Origin of the sequence: Paenibacillus ginsengarvi (assembly GCF_003626695.1) — a bacterium.
In the GTDB taxonomy this organism is placed as follows: Bacteria; Bacillota; Bacilli; order Paenibacillales; family NBRC-103111; genus Paenibacillus_AB; species Paenibacillus_AB ginsengarvi.
Genome location: NZ_RBAH01000023.1, coordinates 1 through 18,721 on the forward strand (window position 1 = coordinate 1; position 18,721 = coordinate 18,721).

At 56.2% G+C, this 18,721-nt stretch carries 17 protein-coding genes; 4 read left to right on the plus strand and 13 right to left on the minus strand.

Features of this window, described 5'->3' with window-relative positions:
• Positions 1 to 236: 236 nt before the first annotated feature.
• The 5 genes from D7M11_RS25725 to D7M11_RS25745 form a co-directional block, all read right to left on the minus strand.
• A complete protein-coding gene (locus tag D7M11_RS25725) occupies positions 237 to 1,400 on the minus strand; it encodes a Ger(x)C family spore germination protein (RefSeq protein WP_120750140.1) in 1,164 nt (387 codons plus the stop codon).
• Positions 1,397 to 2,869 (minus strand): spore germination protein, encoded by a 1,473-nt coding sequence (locus D7M11_RS25730; RefSeq protein WP_120750141.1) that lies wholly within the window; start codon positions 2,867 to 2,869, stop codon positions 1,397 to 1,399. The genes D7M11_RS25725 and D7M11_RS25730 overlap by 4 nt, the downstream gene beginning before the upstream one ends.
• Positions 2,866 to 3,978 carry an endospore germination permease gene (locus D7M11_RS25735; protein ID WP_193556282.1) on the minus strand — a complete coding sequence of 371 codons (1,113 nt, stop codon included), beginning with the start codon at positions 3,976 to 3,978 and terminating at the stop codon, positions 2,866 to 2,868. Before D7M11_RS25735 ends, D7M11_RS25730 begins: the two co-directional genes overlap by 4 nt.
• 185 nt (positions 3,979 to 4,163) lie before the next feature.
• Positions 4,164 to 5,612 (minus strand): sensor histidine kinase, encoded by a 1,449-nt coding sequence (locus D7M11_RS25740; protein WP_120750143.1) that lies wholly within the window; start codon positions 5,610 to 5,612, stop codon positions 4,164 to 4,166.
• Positions 5,609 to 6,292: a response regulator transcription factor gene (locus tag D7M11_RS25745; RefSeq protein ID WP_120750144.1), complete on the minus strand. Its 684-nt coding sequence runs from the start codon at positions 6,290 to 6,292 to the stop codon at positions 5,609 to 5,611. Before D7M11_RS25745 ends, D7M11_RS25740 begins: the two co-directional genes overlap by 4 nt.
• 270 nt (positions 6,293 to 6,562) lie before the next feature.
• Here D7M11_RS25745 and D7M11_RS25750 point away from each other — a divergent pair, with 270 nt between their 5' ends.
• Complete coding sequence (locus D7M11_RS25750) at positions 6,563 to 6,961, plus strand: GNAT family N-acetyltransferase (protein ID WP_120750145.1); 399 nt, start codon at positions 6,563 to 6,565, stop codon at positions 6,959 to 6,961.
• A 122-nt stretch (positions 6,962 to 7,083) separates the two neighbouring features.
• On the opposite strand, the gene D7M11_RS25755 is transcribed toward D7M11_RS25750, so the two are convergent.
• The 7 genes from D7M11_RS25755 to D7M11_RS25785 form a co-directional block, all read right to left on the minus strand.
• Positions 7,084 to 9,219: a hypothetical protein gene (locus D7M11_RS25755; RefSeq protein ID WP_120750146.1), complete on the minus strand. Its 2,136-nt coding sequence runs from the start codon at positions 9,217 to 9,219 to the stop codon at positions 7,084 to 7,086.
• 179 nt (positions 9,220 to 9,398) lie between these two features.
• A complete protein-coding gene (locus tag D7M11_RS25760; protein ID WP_120750147.1) occupies positions 9,399 to 10,175 on the minus strand; it encodes a substrate-binding periplasmic protein in 777 nt (258 codons plus the stop codon).
• A gap of 132 nt (positions 10,176 to 10,307) precedes the next feature.
• Positions 10,308 to 12,539 (minus strand): YhgE/Pip domain-containing protein, encoded by a 2,232-nt coding sequence (locus D7M11_RS25765; protein WP_120750148.1) that lies wholly within the window; start codon positions 12,537 to 12,539, stop codon positions 10,308 to 10,310.
• 75 nt (positions 12,540 to 12,614) lie between these two features.
• Entirely contained in the window at positions 12,615 to 13,190 is a 576-nt protein-coding gene (locus tag D7M11_RS25770; protein ID WP_120750149.1) for a TetR/AcrR family transcriptional regulator, read from the minus strand.
• Between the two features lie 43 nt (positions 13,191 to 13,233).
• Entirely contained in the window at positions 13,234 to 13,494 is a 261-nt protein-coding gene (locus tag D7M11_RS25775) for a hypothetical protein (RefSeq protein ID WP_120750150.1), read from the minus strand.
• A 45-nt stretch (positions 13,495 to 13,539) separates the two neighbouring features.
• Positions 13,540 to 14,157: an alpha/beta hydrolase gene (locus D7M11_RS25780; protein ID WP_120750151.1), complete on the minus strand. Its 618-nt coding sequence runs from the start codon at positions 14,155 to 14,157 to the stop codon at positions 13,540 to 13,542.
• The gene (locus D7M11_RS25785) at positions 14,154 to 15,104 is read right to left on the minus strand and encodes a ring-cleaving dioxygenase (protein ID WP_120750278.1); all 951 of its coding nucleotides are present in this window, start codon (positions 15,102 to 15,104) and stop codon (positions 14,154 to 14,156) included. Before D7M11_RS25785 ends, D7M11_RS25780 begins: the two co-directional genes overlap by 4 nt.
• A gap of 203 nt (positions 15,105 to 15,307) precedes the next feature.
• Between D7M11_RS25785 and D7M11_RS25790 the strand changes: the two genes are divergently transcribed.
• Positions 15,308 to 15,703 (plus strand): hypothetical protein, encoded by a 396-nt coding sequence (locus D7M11_RS25790; RefSeq protein WP_120750152.1) that lies wholly within the window; start codon positions 15,308 to 15,310, stop codon positions 15,701 to 15,703.
• 81 nt (positions 15,704 to 15,784) lie between these two features.
• On the opposite strand, the gene D7M11_RS25795 is transcribed toward D7M11_RS25790, so the two are convergent.
• A complete protein-coding gene (locus tag D7M11_RS25795) occupies positions 15,785 to 15,988 on the minus strand; it encodes a cold-shock protein (protein ID WP_120750153.1) in 204 nt (67 codons plus the stop codon).
• A 251-nt stretch (positions 15,989 to 16,239) separates the two neighbouring features.
• Here D7M11_RS25795 and D7M11_RS25800 point away from each other — a divergent pair, with 251 nt between their 5' ends.
• Positions 16,240 to 17,211 (plus strand): carbohydrate deacetylase, encoded by a 972-nt coding sequence (locus D7M11_RS25800; RefSeq protein ID WP_158606835.1) that lies wholly within the window; start codon positions 16,240 to 16,242, stop codon positions 17,209 to 17,211.
• Positions 17,212 to 17,344: 133 nt separating this feature from the next.
• On the plus strand, positions 17,345 to 18,673 hold the full coding sequence (locus D7M11_RS25805) for an ABC transporter substrate-binding protein (RefSeq protein ID WP_120750155.1): 1,329 nt from the start codon (positions 17,345 to 17,347) through the stop codon (positions 18,671 to 18,673).
• Positions 18,674 to 18,721: the final 48 nt, after the last annotated feature.

An 18,721-nucleotide genomic window follows, 5' to 3' on the forward strand; every position in this document is an offset into this window, starting at 1 on the left:
TGGAATCATTTTCCCTTTAAGCATTTTTGTCCAAATATGTCGATTTTTTAAATGACAAGAAGTACCAAAACACGTATAATAGTTCTATTCTGTCTTTACTCCAACCTAACAAAATGGGTATTTTGTTCAACTGCATTTCCTTCAGCAACCTTTCCCGCCAAACATAGGAAAAAGCAGCGGCCCACAGCCTCGTTTGTCCCCCTTAGTCACCTGGCATGGCCGCTCCGTTATTCCAGCTAATATTCGTTTTGCGGCTGTTTGATTTTGTACATCCCGGTATGGATCAGTTTCAATTTCACCTCAGGCAGTCTCATCTGAAGATCGGAAAGCGGGGTTTTGCCGCTATCCGTCAGCTTGCTCCAGCTCTGGAATCGTTTACGATACAGACTATGATTGAACATATACAGATCGATGCCCCGCTCGAGCCCGCGAGCAAATGTATGCTCTATTTCGGAAGCGATTGTTTCGTTCGCCGTTCTCACGATTTCAGGCTCGTCCATCTGCTGAATCATTTCAGAGACGTAGATTTTACCTCGAACCCGTACTGAGAAGTTCGGCTTCCCGTTATTGCCTATATCCACCTTAATCTTCGACTTCGGCTTGTCGACCGATATGGAAACGGCCGGTTTTCCACTGCTGCGGAGCATGACGTCGCTTCGCTTTGTACCTGGGTCCATCCAACGCAGCCCGATCAAGTCTTCGTCCGGAAACCAAACCGCCTGCTGATCCTTGGAGACGGCAAACATCCCGTCAACCATCAGCTTCGGGTCATTTCTTCCTTTTATTTTCCAAGTGTTATCCGCAATGCCGAGCGACGGGAGCAGCAGGCTGGCTCCCGGCTCGCGGAAGATCGATACCGCTTTTTGCAGCCGAAGCGGGCGGATGTACGATCTTTGCCGGTACGTGTCCTCGGGCTGATGCAGAATCGAGCCGATCGGCGACTGATTGAAGAACGGCAGCATCATAAATACGCGATCGATCGGTTCTTTCGTCCCGTATATCCACTGGGTATAGCGCATTTCCCGGAACCGGATCAGGCCGTCCAAAAACTCGCTCATTCCTTTTTTGAGCGCTTCTTCCGTAAAAACGATGGACGACACCTGCCCCCAAAACACCCGCTGCTGCGAAGTTTTGTACAGCCGGTTCATCGCCTCGATCACCGTGCCGCCGCTTTCGTGTCCGGACCAGACGGAGGCAGGCTCGCCCGCCTTCCCTCCCTCGCGTTTGGACACGTTCGCAAAGTCGATCATTTGGGCATAAACAACATATTGCCCGTCCTTGTAATCGTAGCCGATGGCGGTAATATAGTTCGTATCCTGGATCGCTTTAATATCCCAGCAGCCGGCGAGCAGAATCGATAATCCGAGTCCAACCAGAAGCGCATACACAACTCTTCTCAAGAAGGTCCTCCCTTCCGTCTCGTATCATCGGTCGGCTCGAGAAACGCCGGTCGATGCTTCGCCACTTTCGAGACTTTGTATTTCACTGCAGTATAAATGTCTCGCAGCGATGGCGGAGAGATGGGGGCCATATACGGAACGCCGAACGACTCCAGCGTGGACAAATACAGTGCCAGGGCCATCAAGGAGACGATAAAGCCGAATATGCCGAACGCTGCCGATACGATCAGGATCATAATGCGAAGCAGCGTGACGGTGCCGGCGAGCGACTGATTGACAAGCGTATACATCGCCATCGTCGAGATCGCCACTGCAACCAAGGTGGCCGGACTGGTAATGCCCGCCCGGATCGCCGCATCTCCAACGATCAGGCCGCCGACGACGGCTACGGTTTGCCCGACCGGCTTGGGCAGCCGGACGCCCGCCTCCCGGAGCAGCTCGAACAAGCCGAGCATCAGGAAAAAGTCCATCGGTCCCGATAACGGAAGTCCGATGCGGACCGAGGCGATCGTCGCCAGCAGCGGAAATGGAATCTGATCGAAGTTGTAGGACGTAATCGCGATATAAAAGCCGGGAAAGCAGATGGCGAGCGTAAGCCCGATAAGCCGCAGCACACGTTCGATAGCGACGTAATAGGACGGAAAATGGACGTCTTCCGGCGATTTCAGAATAAGCGTCAGATTCGCCGGGGCCACGAGCGCCATCGGCGACCCGTCCACGATCAAGCTGATGCGACCCCGGAGCAAGCTGTCGACAATAAAATCGGGCCGGCCGATATATTCGAGCAGCGGGAACAAGGAGAAGCCTTTGTCGGTAAGGCCTTCCTCGAGCTGCCCGCTGCTGATCAACCCGTCGATATCGACCCGGTCCAGCTTCGAACGGGCGTTCTGCACAAGATCGGGGTTTGCGATATCGTCGATATACAAGAGCGCTACAGACGTGTGGCTTCGCTTTCCCACCGTTACGATTTCGCAGCATAGCGAATGCGTGAGCAGCCGTTTGCGCACGAGCGCCACATTCGTCTTCAAATCCTCCGTAAAGGCGTCCCTCGGGCCCTTGACCGAAACCTCCGTGCTCGATTCCTCCGGCTGCCGGTTCGGCGGCATTGAAGTATTCGCCGTGTACAGCAAACCGGCCGACTCGATAAACAGCACAAGATCTCCTGTATACAGGCGAAGCAAAAACGGCTCGTACCAATCCGTTTCGTCCACACGCCGAAGCAGCAGCGAGTTATTCGTGCCGAGAATCTCCGGCGTAACGGTCTCGGCCTGTTCCATAACCGCGAGCAAGCCAGGCAAAACGACTTTCGATATATGCGACGATTCCGCCATGCCTGTGCAGTACATAAGCACGATCGTATGCGCCCTTTCCCGCGGCCCGAAGCGGACGGATTCGATGACGATGTCATGCGACCGCGCGAACAGTTCCTTGAACTTGTGTTCGTTCATGTCCTCCAGAGCAATGTTCATCCTGGCTCCCCTCCTTTTCGTCTTGCGGCAGGCAGCAGAGACAATATGAGCAGCACGATGCCGAGTATCGTGTTCAGACCGGAAATGCCCGGGAAGTACCACTTCGTGAGTGCATACAGAAGCGTAACGTCGCTGAAAGGGAGCGAGGCTGCCACCAGCATCAGCACCGCTATCCCGACGAGCACATAACCCCGTTTGTTTGGATTATGAATCCCGAGCATATCGACAGCAAGAAACAGCATGAGCGATACGCGAATGAACGAACCGGCTATCCATTGATAAATCGAAAAAAAATCGAGGTGGGAAATAAACTTCCCCATCGTTAGCATCCGCCATTGCTCGAAGGCGGGATAACGCTGCTCCGCCGCCTCGAACGGGCCAAACAGGGCGATCGAGCCCGTTAACGGACCAAGCGTCAGTCCGATTGCGACAAATCCCATAATAAGCAGCCCCCGCAGCCGAATCTTCGACTTCACGTGATGCTTGAGGAGCACGATGAGGATCAGCTCGAATATGCCGCCTGACGTATAGGCGAGCGCCCGAAGCGCCGGCATATAACCCTGCGTAAAAAGCGGGGTGAGCAGCGAATAGTCCTTGTACTGCAAATTGCCGATAGCGACTATATAGCCGAGCACGACGACGCCGGGAAGAAGCAGACCGGATACGATGGCGATCGCCCGGATTCCCGCCCTGGCGGCGAAATAGCATAAAAGCACCAGAACCAGCGCGATGGCTGGCTTAGGTGTCCGCGGCAAATACGTAATTTTCGTCCACATCACCGTATCGGCAAACGAAACGAAACCCGCGCAAAGCAAATAAACGAGTACGATCGCGAGCAGAATGTAGCGGACCGTTATTCCATATTTGCTGGAAAGCCAGTCGAAAATGAATGGATTGCCGGTTCTGGACACGATGACGCGGATTAGCAACATCCATATAACGACAGGGATGCAGGAGGCCGTGGCTCCAATCCACGCATCGCGTTTCGCCGTCTCAAGCAGCACGGGGATAAGCAGCACATGGTTGGAAATGCCTACGGACAGCATCAGGATCATATACATCGTGAGTACGGAAATTTTGGCGTTCGACTGCAAACGGTCCAGCTCCAAACATCGTCATATGGCTAAAAAAACAAAAATTTTCCCGATTATGGTTTGTAAACGGCTCGTTTTTTATCCGTTCTGCATGGATGCGCCCGTATGGTCAAACGCCAAAAACGCAAAGCGACAAAAGGTTCTGCGCCTTTGTCCGTCTTTGCGTTACTGGTTCGTTAACCCGGCCAAAGCCGGTTTATTTAGGGTATAGCCGGGAACTTTACGAAAAATACTGTCCCCTCACCGGTTCGGCTTTCTACGCGAATCGTACCGTTCATCGCCTCTACGATCAGCTTTGTAATCGACAAGCCGAGCCCGGCTCCGCCGGATTTGCGGGTACGGGACGACTCACTTCGGTAAAACCGGTCGAAAATATGCGGTACATGTTCGGCGGGTATGCCCGTTCCGTTGTCGGCAACAGCAAGCTCGACATGCTGCCGGTCCGCAGTCAGCGTAATGGCAATGCGTCCGTGCTCAGGGTCGGTATGCTGGACGGCGTTGTGGAACAAGTTCAGCACGACCTGCTTCATTTTGTCGGAATTGAATTTGCATCTGGCAGCGTCTAGCCGCAGCGTAACTTCCCGGTTTCCGGCGAGCAGCCGCAGTTGGGGCTCCATCTCGATCACCACCGCATCCAGCTCGCCCTCGTGCAGCTCCATATTCGGCGCACGGTCCATCTTCGCAAGCAGCAGCAGATCGTTTACGAGCTTGTTGATTCGCTCCGACTCGCCATACATGCTTGTCAGCGCCTTCTGAAGCTGATTCGGCTGATGCATCGCTCCGCGCAGCAGCACCTCAAGAAAGCCATGAATCGACGTAAGCGGCGTTCGCAGCTCGTGTGATGCATCGGCAATAAACCGCCGCATCTGCTCCTTCGCTTCTTTTTCCGCCGCGAATGACGCGTCGAGCCGCTCCAGCATCCCTTCGAGCGAGTGGGCCAGACGATCGATCTCGAGCTGGCCTTGCGGGACCGGCAGCTTCTCGTCCAGACTTCCCGCATCGATTCGGCCGACCGTCTCGACGATGGTCGACAGCGGCACGAGCGTCCGGCGAATCACAGGGATGAAAGCCAGCAGGCCAAGCAGAAGCGCGAGCAGCGCAAGCGCCAGAAAGGTCAGCAACTGGCGCAGCGCCACCTCTTGCAGCGGAGCCGTGCTCGTGCTGAGCTGGGCCACGCCGAGCATTCGCCCCCGGATGTCGATCGGCTGCAGTACGACAAGCTGTTCGGTTCCCAGCTCGTCACGGGCGATCGTATAGTTCAGACGTTTCTTTTTCTTCATCACCTCGTCGTACTGGTCCCGCGGCAGCGTTGGCGGTGTCCGCGCTTCCGGCCAAGTCGTCAAATTGCTCACATTGCCCGATGGATCGGCGAACGCCAGCGTCATATCCGGCAAAAAAAACAGCGGGCCGCGCAGTCGCGAGTTGCCGCCCTCGGAATCGACGTTGACGAAAATATCCCTCGGCATGGTTACCAACTGGTTCTGCATCGTTTCCGCTTTGTTCGTAAACAAAAACTCGCGCATGACCACATATTGCAAAATGCCGATGAACAGCAGGATGACAGCAATGACGAGCAGAGAACGGGACAGCAGTTGAAACCCGAGCGAACGCGGCGTCAGGACGGCAGGCAAGCGGAACCGCCATTTCATGTCGCATCAACCCGGTAGCCCGCCCCGCGCAGCGTGCGGATAATGCGGTGCTCCTTGTCGCGCAGCTTGTCTCTAAGCGAACGGATGTATACTTCCACGATATTCTCTTCCCCGCCGAAGTCGTAGCCCCATACCTTATCCAGAATGACGCTTTTGCTCAGCACGAGCCCGTGATTGATGACCATAAATTTGAGCAATTCGTACTCGGTCGGCGACAGCTCCAGCACCCGGTCGCCGTAGCCGATCTCTTTACGCCTGTCGTCGATGCGGAACGGTCCGATCGCCACTTCCCCCAGCAGGTTCGGAAACTGATTGCGAATGCGGGCATGAATCCGCGCGAGCAGCTCCTCGAAGCTGAACGGCTTGACGACGTAGTCGTCCGCCCCGAGCGTCAGCCCTTTGACCCGATCGTCGATCTCATCCTTGGCCGTCAGCATAATGATCGCGACATTCTCCGTCTTCTTCAGCAGCCGGCACACCTCGAAACCGTCCATGCCGGGCATCATGACATCCAGAATGACGATATGCGGCTGGAATTGCTTCGCCAGTGTAATCGCCGTCATCCCGTCCGGAGCGGTCTGTACCTCGAAGCCTTCGTTAAGCAGCCCGAGCTCCAAAAATTGCAATATATTCGGTTCGTCGTCGACGAGCAAAATTTTGATTCCTTTTAACTGATTCATGCGCACCCCTCCGAACGGATCTGTCTTATCCTTATTATCCTTATTATCGTGTGCGTTGCTTAAACCATTCTGAATGCTCGCTGAACGACCGCTGAACGTTTTAGATCCAGCATACAAGGATTGGCTCGGGCGGACAAGTAGCGACGCAGGCAAACAGACCGTGTGAGCGAAGCTGGTTCACGGTACGGCAACTTCGAAGAGAAAACTTTTTACAGGAAACGCAGGCTGTGGTACAAAGAAAGGAAACGTACTAACCAGGGAGGAATACCTATGGATATTCGCTACGAATACGATGCGCCGCTGCGCGCGGAGGAACTATCGGCCGTATTCCGCAAATCGGGCATCAAGCGGCCGTATGACGATCTGGACCGGCTTTCGCGCATGATCGATTGTGCCGACTTGACGATTACGGCATGGGACGGGGAGAAGCTCGTCGGCCTGGCTCGGGCGATTACGGATTTTGCCTACTGCTGTTATTTATCCGATCTGGCTGTAGATGCGGATTATCAGCGACAAGGCATCGGAGCCGAGCTCGTACGGCTGCTGCGCGACCGGCTGGGCGATCAAGTGTCGCTCGTGCTGTTGTCCGCGCCCGGCGCAATCGACTATTATCCGCGTATCGGCTTCGAGAAGTCGGACAAAGCCTTCATCATTCCCAGAGCGAGATGACAAAAAGCAGTGTTCGCGGCATCCGCAACAAACAGGCCGGGCCGCATAAAAGCGGACCCAGCCTGGGGTGCTGCAAAGACGCAATCGCCCTGTTCAATCGGTGCTGAGCGAGCGGTTGTTTACTAAGCTTGCACAGCTTTGTCGCCGCTGCCGAGCGATTCGATATACGCCGGCAGTTCCTTGTCCAGCACCTCGCGCACCTGGGCTATTTTCCAGCGCAAATGCTCGGGGTCGGTCATATATTCCATCGAAGGCTCCCAGCCGAGACGGGAATCCGCTTCCGTAAGAGGAATCGTCGCTGCCGCGTTGGCGATCTCCAGCTCGGCTACCTCCGCCATCCGGCTTGCAAGCTCGGCCGCCGCTTCCGCATTCGCTTCGGCCAGTAGACGATGCTTCAGCTTCCACCACAGCTTCGTATGAATGACCGTATGCACCGTCCGCTCGATAAACCGGTTCAAGCCAAGCAGCCTGTTCGCATCCTCATGCTTGCGCGCAGGCGTCAGCGCGATTGCCCGCTCGAGCGCCTCGTTGCCTTGCTTCCACAGCTCGGCCATCTGCCGCAGATTGGCGATCTCCACGTCCAGGCGCAAATAGTCCGGATGATCGTTGATCGGATTGTAAACCGGGTTAATGATGCGTAACTTGCTGCCGAAATGGGCGTACCATGCCTGCGGAACATGAGAAACTTCGCGAAACAGCAGCGGGTACGACGGGCCGATCCGGAACGGGCCGTACTGATCGTAATTGGTCGGGATATAGTAGCGAATGCCCTCGCTCCAGAGCCGCCACGCTTCCAGCGCGTGCTCGGCGGCGTCCGCGCTGAAGTCGCGCCTCGCCACAGCCACGAACGTTTCCTCGGACGGAGGAGTCGGCGTCCAGTACGCCCATTTGGCCAGATCGCTGACGAATGACGGCCACCAGCCGAAGTGATGCGACTCCATCAGTCCGTTCAAGCCCCAATCGCGGTGACCTTGCAGCAGCCCCGCGTGCCGTCTCGCCCACTGGTACGGAATCGGCTCGTAGGGGATAACGCCGATGTCCCACGTCGTTCCGCCCGTGTTCGCCATCGTGTACAGCGTTATGCCCCTCTCATGGGCGGCTTTCGCCTCGCTGGCGAAGTAGCGCCCGGGGCCTTCGAACGATGCCGTATAATCGACGCACGTATGGACGACGCCGTCCCGTTCGAATTTCTCGAACATCTCAAACGTAGCCATCAGCGAAATATCGGTCGGGAGCGAACGAATGAGGCGCAGCCTCTCTTCCTCGCGGACATAACCCCAATTGTACGTCCAGAATACAATATCGAGCTCGGGATTATGCTTTCGCGTCACCTTCTTGATCATGTCCAGCCACTGCGGATAGTCGGTGCACGGCCACCAGCCCGGAGACGGCTTCGTTCGCTTCTTGTCCGCCGGCCATTCCAGCCGCAGCATGCCCGTCGTGTTCGGGTCCTTGCTAGGAAATTCGCAAGATTCGCCGACGAACACAATGCCCTTGAACCGCGAATATTTCTCCATAATATGACCGTACGTGCTCTCATAATAGGCTTCCGCATCCGGATCCTCCGGGTGTTTTTTGCTCTGCAAATAGCTGTACATATACACGTCGAGTCCGTGCAGCGCAGCACGGTCGATCACATGATTGAAATCGAGGTAGCCGAACGGCGTTTCGTCGATGCCTTTGACGAATACGAGGATGGCGTCGATGCCGGCGTGCGCCATCGCATTCAGGTGCGCGTCGGGATAAACGTCGAGCCCCCAGCCGGAATGGATCATGCGCGGCGAGAAGACCGGCTCCCGTACCGTATTTTGACGCGTTACGAACGGAGCCTCGCGCAAATTCATCAGGTCCTCGAGGAAAAAGCTGCCTTGCCCGGCGCCTCTTTCGTCGAACCCGCATACGACGATCGCGTCCTCGCCTGCGGCGATCCGGTAGCTGCGCGGCTTGCTCAGGGAGTCAGCGTATTCGGGCAGCTCTTCCTTGACGCCCAGCACGATGACCTGCTTTCCGCTTCGCGCCAGCTCCCCGATGTCCGCCGTCCGGCGCAGCAGCACCGAACAGTTCATGCTCTCGAGCAAATAATCCTGCAGATCTTTGGCGACATGAACCAGATGGGGACCGGCGCTCTCGCTGATCGCGATAAACCAGTCTTCGCCTATCACGCAATCGTCCGGCTCGGGCCGAAGCGCCGGATCGCGCCGGTTCGGCTTATGTACAACGTCCAGCCGGTTTCGGAATTCGTAGTTACGCTCTCCCATACAAACCTCCCGCTTTCGCTTCACGGTTTCAACATCATATTTACTATATCATATATAATAAATAGGAGGAACAACGAAAATAACCCGGCAAACGGGATTTTCCGCCGCCGGGCTTTTCGAAGAACTCGTTTACGAGCCGAATCTTCCGTCCTCTTCTCTTTAGGCTGACACTGTCGTCATTACTTGCCGGGCAGCTTCTGCGGCTTGCTGCCGAACCATTTGATGTACAAGCTGTCGTAAGTGCCGTTTCCGGCTACCTGCTCGATGGCGCTGTTCACTTTGCCGATATGCACATTTCGCTTCTTGGCGGCGATCGCATAAGTTTCCTTGTTCAGCACGTCTCCGACGATTTTCACCTTGTCCTTGCCTTCATTCTGCACGTAGTTGTGAGCTCCGCGCTCGTCGAAAATGATGCAGTCCACTTCCCCAGCGTTCAAAGCGGCGAACGCCCCGTTAATCGTCGGGTAGCCGCGAAGCTCCTTCAGCTTCGGCAGCTTGCCGGCATACGTGTATCCGGTCGTGTCCAGCTCCGTTCCTACAGTCTTGCCGGACAAATCTTCCTTACTCTTGATGTCGGTATTATGGACGGCGGTCGCCATAACGAGTCCGGTTTGAAAATAAGGGTCCGAAAACGCCAACTCGTCCTTCCGCGCCTTGTTCACTGTCATCCCGGCGATGACCAGATCAACCTTATCCGCCTTCAAAGCTGAAACAAGCTCTTTGGATTCCATCGGCACGAGTTCGTAGCGGATTCCGCCTTTCTGGGCGATCGCATCCCACAGCTCCACTTCAAACCCTTTATTCGTTCCGTTCTCCGTATACGTAAACGGGCGAAAATCGCTCGCCATGCCAACCTTCAGTGTCTTGCCCTGGCCGCAGCCGACTATAGTCGCGAGCACCGTCAGCGTAAGCAGCAGCGCTGGCAGCCGCAGCCTCCGCCCTCCTCCGTCGTTCATCCCATCCGCCTCCTTCGTTAGCAGCACATTCGAGGTAGAGGTAGCTTTTGTAGGTTGCCGGGTTCTTATGCAAAAACAAACAGCCGGCCAATGCTCCTGATCGAACAGGAACTCTGGCCGGCTGCGCCGGACTTACGCCGCCGTCACCGGGTTCGGTTGATCGGCCAGCTTCAGTTTCCGATGGCTTGCGGTGAAGAACACATAGGTCAGTGCTGCGAACAGGACGGCGATAACCGCCAGCACCCCGGCGCTGGTCCACATGGCGCCGAAATCTCCGCTCGAGATGACGTCCTTGAAGCCCGATACCGAGTATGTCATCGGCATCCATGGCGTTACCTTTTGCAGCCACGACGGAATCAGTTCCAGCGGGAACGTTCCGGCCGAGCTCGTCAATTGGAAAATGAGCACGACGATCGCAATGAAGCGGCCCGGGTTTTGCAGCACCGTGACAAGAAATTGAATCAGCATCATGAACGTAACGCTGGTCAGCACCGAGAACAGCACGAACAGCGGAACACTCTTCACTTCGAGGTCAAGCCCGTACAGCAGCACCGCATCGGCGACGAGCGCCTGAACGACCCCGACCAGCGATAGCGTCAGCGCCTTGCTCCAGAACCAGCTCCATCCGCTGGTCGGACGCTCTGCGGGCTCCCGTACCGAATAAACGATCGTCAGCAGCAAAGCGCCGACATAAAGGCCAAGCGACAAGAAATAAGGAGCAAAGCCCGTGCCGTAATTCGGCACTTCATTGACCCGCTGCACGTCAAGCTCGATCGGTCCGGTAAACATATCGTACGTTGAATCCGACGCTTTCAGCCCCGATGTTTTCGTCGATGCGTCGCTCAGCTTGCCCGACAGCTCGTGCGAGCCGTCATCCAGCTGCAGCAGTCCTGCGGCAACCTGCTTCGCTCCGTCTTCGAGCTGCGCCGTTCCGTCGACGAAAGGTGCCACGCTTCCTTTCAGCTTGCCGAGTCCCTGATTCAGATCGGCGGCTCCGCTGCTAAGCTGCTTCGCTCCGGCCGCCAGCTCCGCTCCGCCTGCCTTTGCTTCGGCCAGCTTGCCGCCGAACTGGGTCATGCCGGCGTTGAATTGCTCCGCTCCTGCGGTAAGCTTCTGGCCCCCGGCCGCCACTTGCTGCGCTCCGGCCTCGGCTTCCTTCACTTTGCCGCCGAACGTGCTCAAGCCGTCTTTCAGCTGCGCCGTGCCGCCGTGCAGCTGCTTTGCGCCTTCGCTAAGCTGCTGCTGCGCCTTGTTCGCCTCGGCCGCGCCCGCTGCCAGCTGCTTGCTCGAAGCGAGCAGCTTCTGGAAGCTCGCATCCTGCGCCAGCTGCGCATTCGCTGCGGCGAGCTGCTCCAGCCCTTGCGACAGCTGCGCCGCGCCTTGCTCCAGCTTGGCTGCGCCGGCGGCCGACTGGCCGAGCCCGTCCGCGATCCGGCCCGCCGCTTGCTCCGCTTGCCCGGAGCTGACCGCGAGCTTGTCGCTGCCGTCCGCGAGCTGCGCGAGCCCGCCGCCCAGGCTGCTTGCGCCCGCTCCCAGCGAAGCGGCTCCGCTGCCGAGCTCGGACGCTCCGGCGCCAAGCTCCTGCTGCGCCGCGCTCAGCTTCGCCAAGCCGTCGGCCAGATTGGCTGCACCGGCGTTCAGACCGGCTGCGCCTTGATTCAGCTGACCGCCGCCGGCAGCCAGCTGGCTAACGCCTTCCTGCAGCGAGAGCGAGCCGCTCGCCAGCTTTTGCAGGTTCTGCTCGATCTGCTGCGCTCCGTCCTTCGCTTTGGACGTGCCGTCCGCAAGCTGGCCCGCTCCGTCGCTCGCCTTGCCGAGTCCGTCCGCAAGCTGCTCCATTTGCCCGAATACCGTTCTCGCATAAGCTTCCGTTACTTCCTTGTTCAACATCGCCTTCATTTTCTCTACGGCTGTATTGCCGATTTGCGAAGCCAGAAAGTTATAGCTTTCGTTCGGAAGGAACGTCAGCTTCGCCGGCGCCGGATGATCGGTCGTCAGCGTCGTCGTTTTCTCCGAGAAGTCTTCCGGAATCTCGATCGCCATGTAATACGTATTGTTTTTGAGGCCTTCGGTAGCCTCCTCCTGACTGACGAAGCGCCAATCGAACTGCTTGTTCTCTTTAAGCTGCTGCTCGAAGTCGCTGCCGATCTTAAGCGTCTTGCCGCTAAACTCGGCGCCTTTGTCCCGATTCACGATCGCTACCGGCAGATCGTCCAGACGGCCGTACGGGTCCCAGAACGCGCCGAGAAACATCGCCGCATACAGCACCGGCACCATAATGACCGCGATGACCGGGATCAGCACCTTATGATTGCGGCCGATGGCGGCCAGCTCTTTGCCAAACTGCCTGATTCCTTTAAACATACATGTTTCACTCCTCTAAACTTAATGACCACTATGGTCATTTGGTCAATTTTCGGAGAAAAAAACGGCTTCCGGTCAAACCGGAGCCAACCCTCCCTGCAAATAAAAGCGCAGCAGCTCGGCGACTTGCCCTTTCTCCAGCGGCTCGTGCGTCTTCTTCCAATCGGCGGCCAGCGCCATATACAGCTTGAGCATGACGAACGCCGTCATTTCCGGATCGCAGCGCTTGATCTCGCCTTTATCCATCGCCCGCTGCACTTGCTGCTGAATATAACCGACAACCGCCTTCTCGATCTGCTGAATGCCTTCCTGCGCCATCTGCGTGCCGATCTCTTTCACTTCCTGAGCCAGCTTGATGGCGAGCTCGTGCTCCTCGCGGAAATCGAGCAGCCGGTCGAGCGCTTGATGCAGATTATCGAAAAAGTTGCGACTCGGGTCAACGACCTCTTCGGCAACGAGCTTCATCTCGTGGATGAGCTTTGCCATAATGTCCTGGAACAGCTCTTCCTTATTGGCAAAAAACGTATAGATCGTTCCTTTGCCCACTCCCGCGATTTTGGCCACCTGATCCATCGTGGTCGCTTTGTAGCCGAACAAGGCGAACGACTTCGCTGCTGCCTCCACGATCATCTTGCGCCGATCAACCGTCATTCCATCACCTCCGACGGACTGACCAAAATTCATTTTCGGTCATTTAGTCGAAATTTATTGTACCACCGTCTTTTTCATTTTGCAATAGCGATTTGCACCAGAAGAATCGATGCCTAGGGGCGGCTCCAGCGTCGCTGCGCTGTCGTCCAACCCGTTTCTCGTATCGAGCCTGCTGGATCTCCCCGGCGAATGAAAGCTCACCTCCCGGCTCTGCCTTTTCTTCCATAGTAGAAGAAAGCGCTTCAAAAAACAGTGCAAAATAGTGCGCAAAATTTGTACTGGAAGCACGCAAAAGGACCGTCACTTGACGGTCCTTCTGTTAGCGCATTCCTCTTATTCTTTAACCTCGTTACCCTTTCGCTGCGAACTGCCGTCCGAACCAGTCTGCCGCCGCCTGAACCTCCGAGCCTGTCAACTGATGGCCGCGGTGCTCCCAATGAACATCCACTTTCGCTCCCGCCCCTTGCAGCAGACCGGACAGTTCTTCCGTTTCCTGCGGTGAACAGATCGGATCGTTCGTTCCCGCGCCGATAAATACGGGCGTTCCCGTCAGCTCCGGCAGCGGGATGCCACGAAGGGGCACCATCGGATGATGCAGGATCGCTCCTTTCAGCGCACCTTTATAATGGAAAAGCAGGCTGCCCGCGATGTTCGCACCGTTCGAATAACCGATAGCCACTACATGATTGCGATCGAACCCATACCTCGCCGCAGCTTCGGCTATAAAGTCGTACAGCTCCTTCGTCCGGAAGACGAGATCCGCTTCATCGAAAACCCCTTCAGCAAGTCTGCGGAAAAAACGCGGCATACCGCGCTCCAGCACGTTTCCGCGAACGCTGAGTACAGATGAGCCCGGCGATACGGCCTGGGCAAGCGGCAGCAGATCGCGCTCCGTTCCTCCCGTCCCATGCAGCAGCAGCAAAGTCGGCGCGCCCCGGTCGGCTCCTTGCTCGAACAGGTGAATCATGGCGTATCTCCCTCCAATACTCTTACTTCGATCGGCGGTAAGCCCCGTACCACTTCGGCACGGCGTTCCTCCAGCCAGCTCGGCAGCATCAGCTTCTGTCCGAGCGCCTCGAACGGCTCGTCGTTATCGAAGCCCGGCGTATCCGAAGCGATCTCGAACAGGATGCCGCCTTCCTCGCGAAAATAAACGGCGTTGAAGTATTGCCGATCGATAACCGGAGTCACGCGGTAGCCGCTGCCCAGCACATGTTCCCGCCAAGCCCGGTGATCCGCCTCGTCCTTAGCCCGCCAGGCAATGTGATGAACTGTGCCGGCTCCGCCGATCCCCCAGCCCATCGCGGTCCGATTCAGATCGATCACGTTGCCGATATCGCCCGTCGACCGGAAGCGCACGAGCTCGCCTTCCTCGGCTACCCGCTCAAGTCCCATGACATGCTCCAGCAAATGTCCCGTTTTGTCGGGGGCTATGCTGTTCAGCACCGCACCGCCAAACCCTTTGATCGCTTTGTCAACGGGCACGCCGCCGAAGGACCATTTGCTCATCGCCCCCGGCTCCCGTTCGACCAGCTCGATACCGAGACCGTCCCAATCGGCGAACCGGATGTACGTCTCGCCGAACCGCTCAACTAACGCAAACGAAATGTTCAGCTTGTGCAGCCGCTCTTGCCAAAAGTCGAACGAGCCTGTCGGCACGGCATATACCGTATAACCGACCTGCCCTCCGCCGATCCGGCCGCGGCGCGAGCCGGCCCACGGGAAAAACGTGATGGCCGTGCCCGGACTGCCCATCTCGTTGCCGAAGTACAAATGATACACTTCCGGGGCATCGAAATTAATCGTCTTCTTCACCAGCCTCAGGCCAAGAACCCCCGCGTAAAAATCGACGTTCCTCTGGGCGTCCGATACAAACGCCGTAATATGATGAATGCCCGCTGTTCTCATGGTAATTGTCATTATAATCATCCTCCTATTTGCAATTGCGAAATCTTAATTTTGTTTATCTTTAATTTAAGATAAATATACACCATTCTCTCCATCATTGCAAGACCCAAAAAAGGCGATTGCTTTGCACGCCCAAATTTGTTGTAACTTAATTGCGCCTATTTCGTCTATATAGAAGAGAACGATTTTTCCGAGAAGAGGATGATTCCATGAACCCGAAGCAACTCATCCTGATCAGCACGATGGCGCTAGTCATTTCGCTCGGCTCCATGATGCAAGACGACAAAACATACGCCGCCCATTCGAATCCATGCCCGCTTGGCAAGACGTCCAATATGACCGCACAGGACGAATTCCATATGATGCTCGGCGTTACCTCTGACGAAGAAGTGCATGATGCGCTATATAACGGACAAAGTCTGGCCGATATCGCCGCCTCGAATCATAAAGAGGTACAACCCGTCATCGAGCTGCAGATCGCTCAGCTAACGGAGCAGCTTGAAATGCGCTACAAGAGCGGCAGCCTCACGCAGCGGCAGTACGAGGCGCTTCAATCGGAACTGCGCGAGTTGGTTACGAATAGTGTGCACGGGAACCCGAGCTGACATTCCGGAAGCTGGTTGAAAAACAAAAGGCCGATCCTTGATAAACAGGGATCGGCTTTTTTGCGCCCGCCAGGCCTTATTTTACTGATTTGGCTTAAACGTTCCGGTGAGCAGGGGGAGCATTCTCGTATTTCGCTCCATCGGCGACGTGCATTGCCGGCAAGTAGGTTCAGACTCCAGCGTGAAGTCCTCCCTCATCCAGCCGTTACAATCGTCTTTCGTACATTGCCATATGGCGGTCAACTGCTCGGGAATTTCCTCAATCGGCCGTTTCCTCGAAAACATAATAAGCCCCTCCTCTGTGCCCACAGTTTGCCCCAAAACGTCAAAAATTAGTTCGGCTTCCGATTTTCTCTTCCATAACCCGAAATCGTTAATGCTGCGAAATTTTCATGTCATTCATCTTCAGCAGCTTAAAAAAACGCACATATTGGAAGAGGCTTGCGAGTAACTTAGTAGCAGTTCCACCCCACGGGTGAATACAATACGGCAGAGCGTCTGAAAGCGGACTTATCCAGCCAGGAGGAGGTGCGATTTTGGCCAAATACTTGATCGTAAACGCCGACGATTTCGGTTTTTCCAGACGCGTCAACGATGGCATCTGGCATGCCCATACGGCCGGCGCCATTACAAGCGCAACGCTTATGGCGAATATGCCCGGCTTCGATCACGCCGTCTGGCTCGCTCAGCGCACGCCGTCTCTTGGAGTCGGCTTGCACATCAATCTAACCTACGGCAAGCCGCTTTCGCCAAAAGAAGATATCCCATCCCTTGTCGGCCTCGAAGGCTATTTCTCGGATAGACGAGTCGGCTGGAACCCCGAGGAGGCCGAGCTGGAGATAGAGCGGCAGCTTGACAAGCTTCTTGCCGCCAGAATGACTCCCACTCATCTGGACACCCATCATCATATTCATATTGAAGTTCCATCCATTTATGCCATCCTAAAAAAAATTGCGCTCCGTCGCCGTATTCCGATGCGCCGTCATCCTTGGGCGGAAACCGGCGGCGATGCTCCGCTCCAAACGGAACGGCTCATCATGGACACTTTCGACGACGGGAACGGAACGGCTCGATTGCTTCGATATTTGGAAGATTTGCCGGAAGGCACGACCGAGATCATGTGCCATCCGGGCTATGGCGAAGACAAAGGAACCGCTGCCTCACAAGGATCGGCTGCCCGCGCCGCCGAATTGCAGACTTTTACCGACCCGGCCGTTCGCGAAGCGATTCGTCAACTCGATATACGTCTGATCCATTACGGGCAGCTTGCGGACGTACCTGCTTCGCCAGTACCCGACGTGCCTGCAATTGCCGAGACTGCTCCCGAACAAGTCGAGATTTTCCTGCCGCAGTCCGGCACGACCGCCGTACCTCTCTCCGTCCCGGCAGCTGGCAGGCGAAGACGTAAAAGCTCGTACAGCCGCGGCCGCGGCAAACGACGCATGCGGATCAAACGACGAAAACGAAAGCCGGCCCGCGTTCACCGGGGGAACCGTCGAAAGAGATAGTAGGCTGCTGGCGCGCCCTCTTTCTTCCCCCGGCACCGGCCGGTTTTCCGCGATAGGCACCTGCTGGAATGCATGTTGAGCCCATATTTGTATACGATTACATAATACGAATTCAAACTCAGGGGGAGCGACCATGAACAAAACGGGGTATGTTTCATTACTGCTGTTGCTGCTCGCCGCCGCATGCGGCAAAAGCGCCGGGCAGCCGCAGTCCGCGGACGTTGCGGGCACAGAAACAGACAAACCTTCGACACCGAAAGCAGTCTCCGAGCAGCCGGTCACCTTGACCGTTGCCATTCCCGCGGCCAATTTTTCCGAAGAGGAGTTCAACAAACTGCTGGCCGAGCCGGTCCGCAAAAAGTATCCGTACATCACGCTCAAATTCGTCGATACGTCGGCCAAAGGGCAAACCATCCAGGAACTCGTCGCCAGCAAACAAATTCCCGATTTTTACGGAGGCCAGCAGGCGAACTTCGCCCCTCTTGTCGACCTCGATATTAAAAACGATATAAACGGCCTGATTAAGAGCAACGGCTTCGATCTTAGCGTCATCCAGCCCGAGCTGCTGGACGGGATCAAGGAGCAGATCGGCCTCGCTTATTTGCCCGGTCTTCCGATCTTCCAGTCGACATGGGCGCTTGCCTACAACAAATCGCTGTTCGACCGTTTCGGGGTACCTTACCCGAAGGACGGCATGACGTGGGATCAGATTGCGGATATCGCGCAGATCATGAGCCGCACCGAGCAGGGCGTCTCCTACTGGGGAATCAGTATGGACCGGACGTATTCGGATACGTATAAGCAGATCAGTTTGCCCTTTGCCGATTTCACAAAAAATGTGTCCACGTTCCAAGCTCCGGGCTGGAAGCAGCAGTTCGAATTCGCACTCAACCTGTTCCGCAAAAACGGCTCTCCGCCGTTACTGTCCGGCACCGATTGGGATAAGGCGTGGAACGAAGGCCGGGTCGCCATGCGAACCGCTTCCACCAGCACGTTCCAGCGGCTGCTTGGCAGCAAGGACATGGTGTGGGACGTCGTGTCGTACCCGCAATCGCCGCTTGCACCCGGCATCGGCATGGAAATGAACGCTCACTGGTGGATGATCACCCGCCAAAGCCCGAATCAGGACGCAGCCTTCAAGGCGCTGTCCGTCGCCTTGTCGAGCGAGGTGCAGACTGCGCTTTCGAGAGGACTTCGCCTTCCCGTTGTGAAGGATACAAGCATTCAGAGCCAGGCCGGGGCCGATGTCGCAGGGACGCAAGGGCGAAACGTCGTAGCTTACACGAAGCTCAAAAACCCGAAGCCGATTTTGTACGGGACGATCGTCTCGCAATTCGTCAAAATTCAGGCCGATCAAGTAAACGCCATGTTTTATCAGGGAAAAGATACGAATACGGCGCTTCGCGAGGCAGACGAATTGATGAATAAGGCGATCCAGGAAAGCTTGCGGAACAAGCCGTAACCGCTACTTTTTCGCTGACGGGCGGCATACCTTGATACTAAGGGCGCT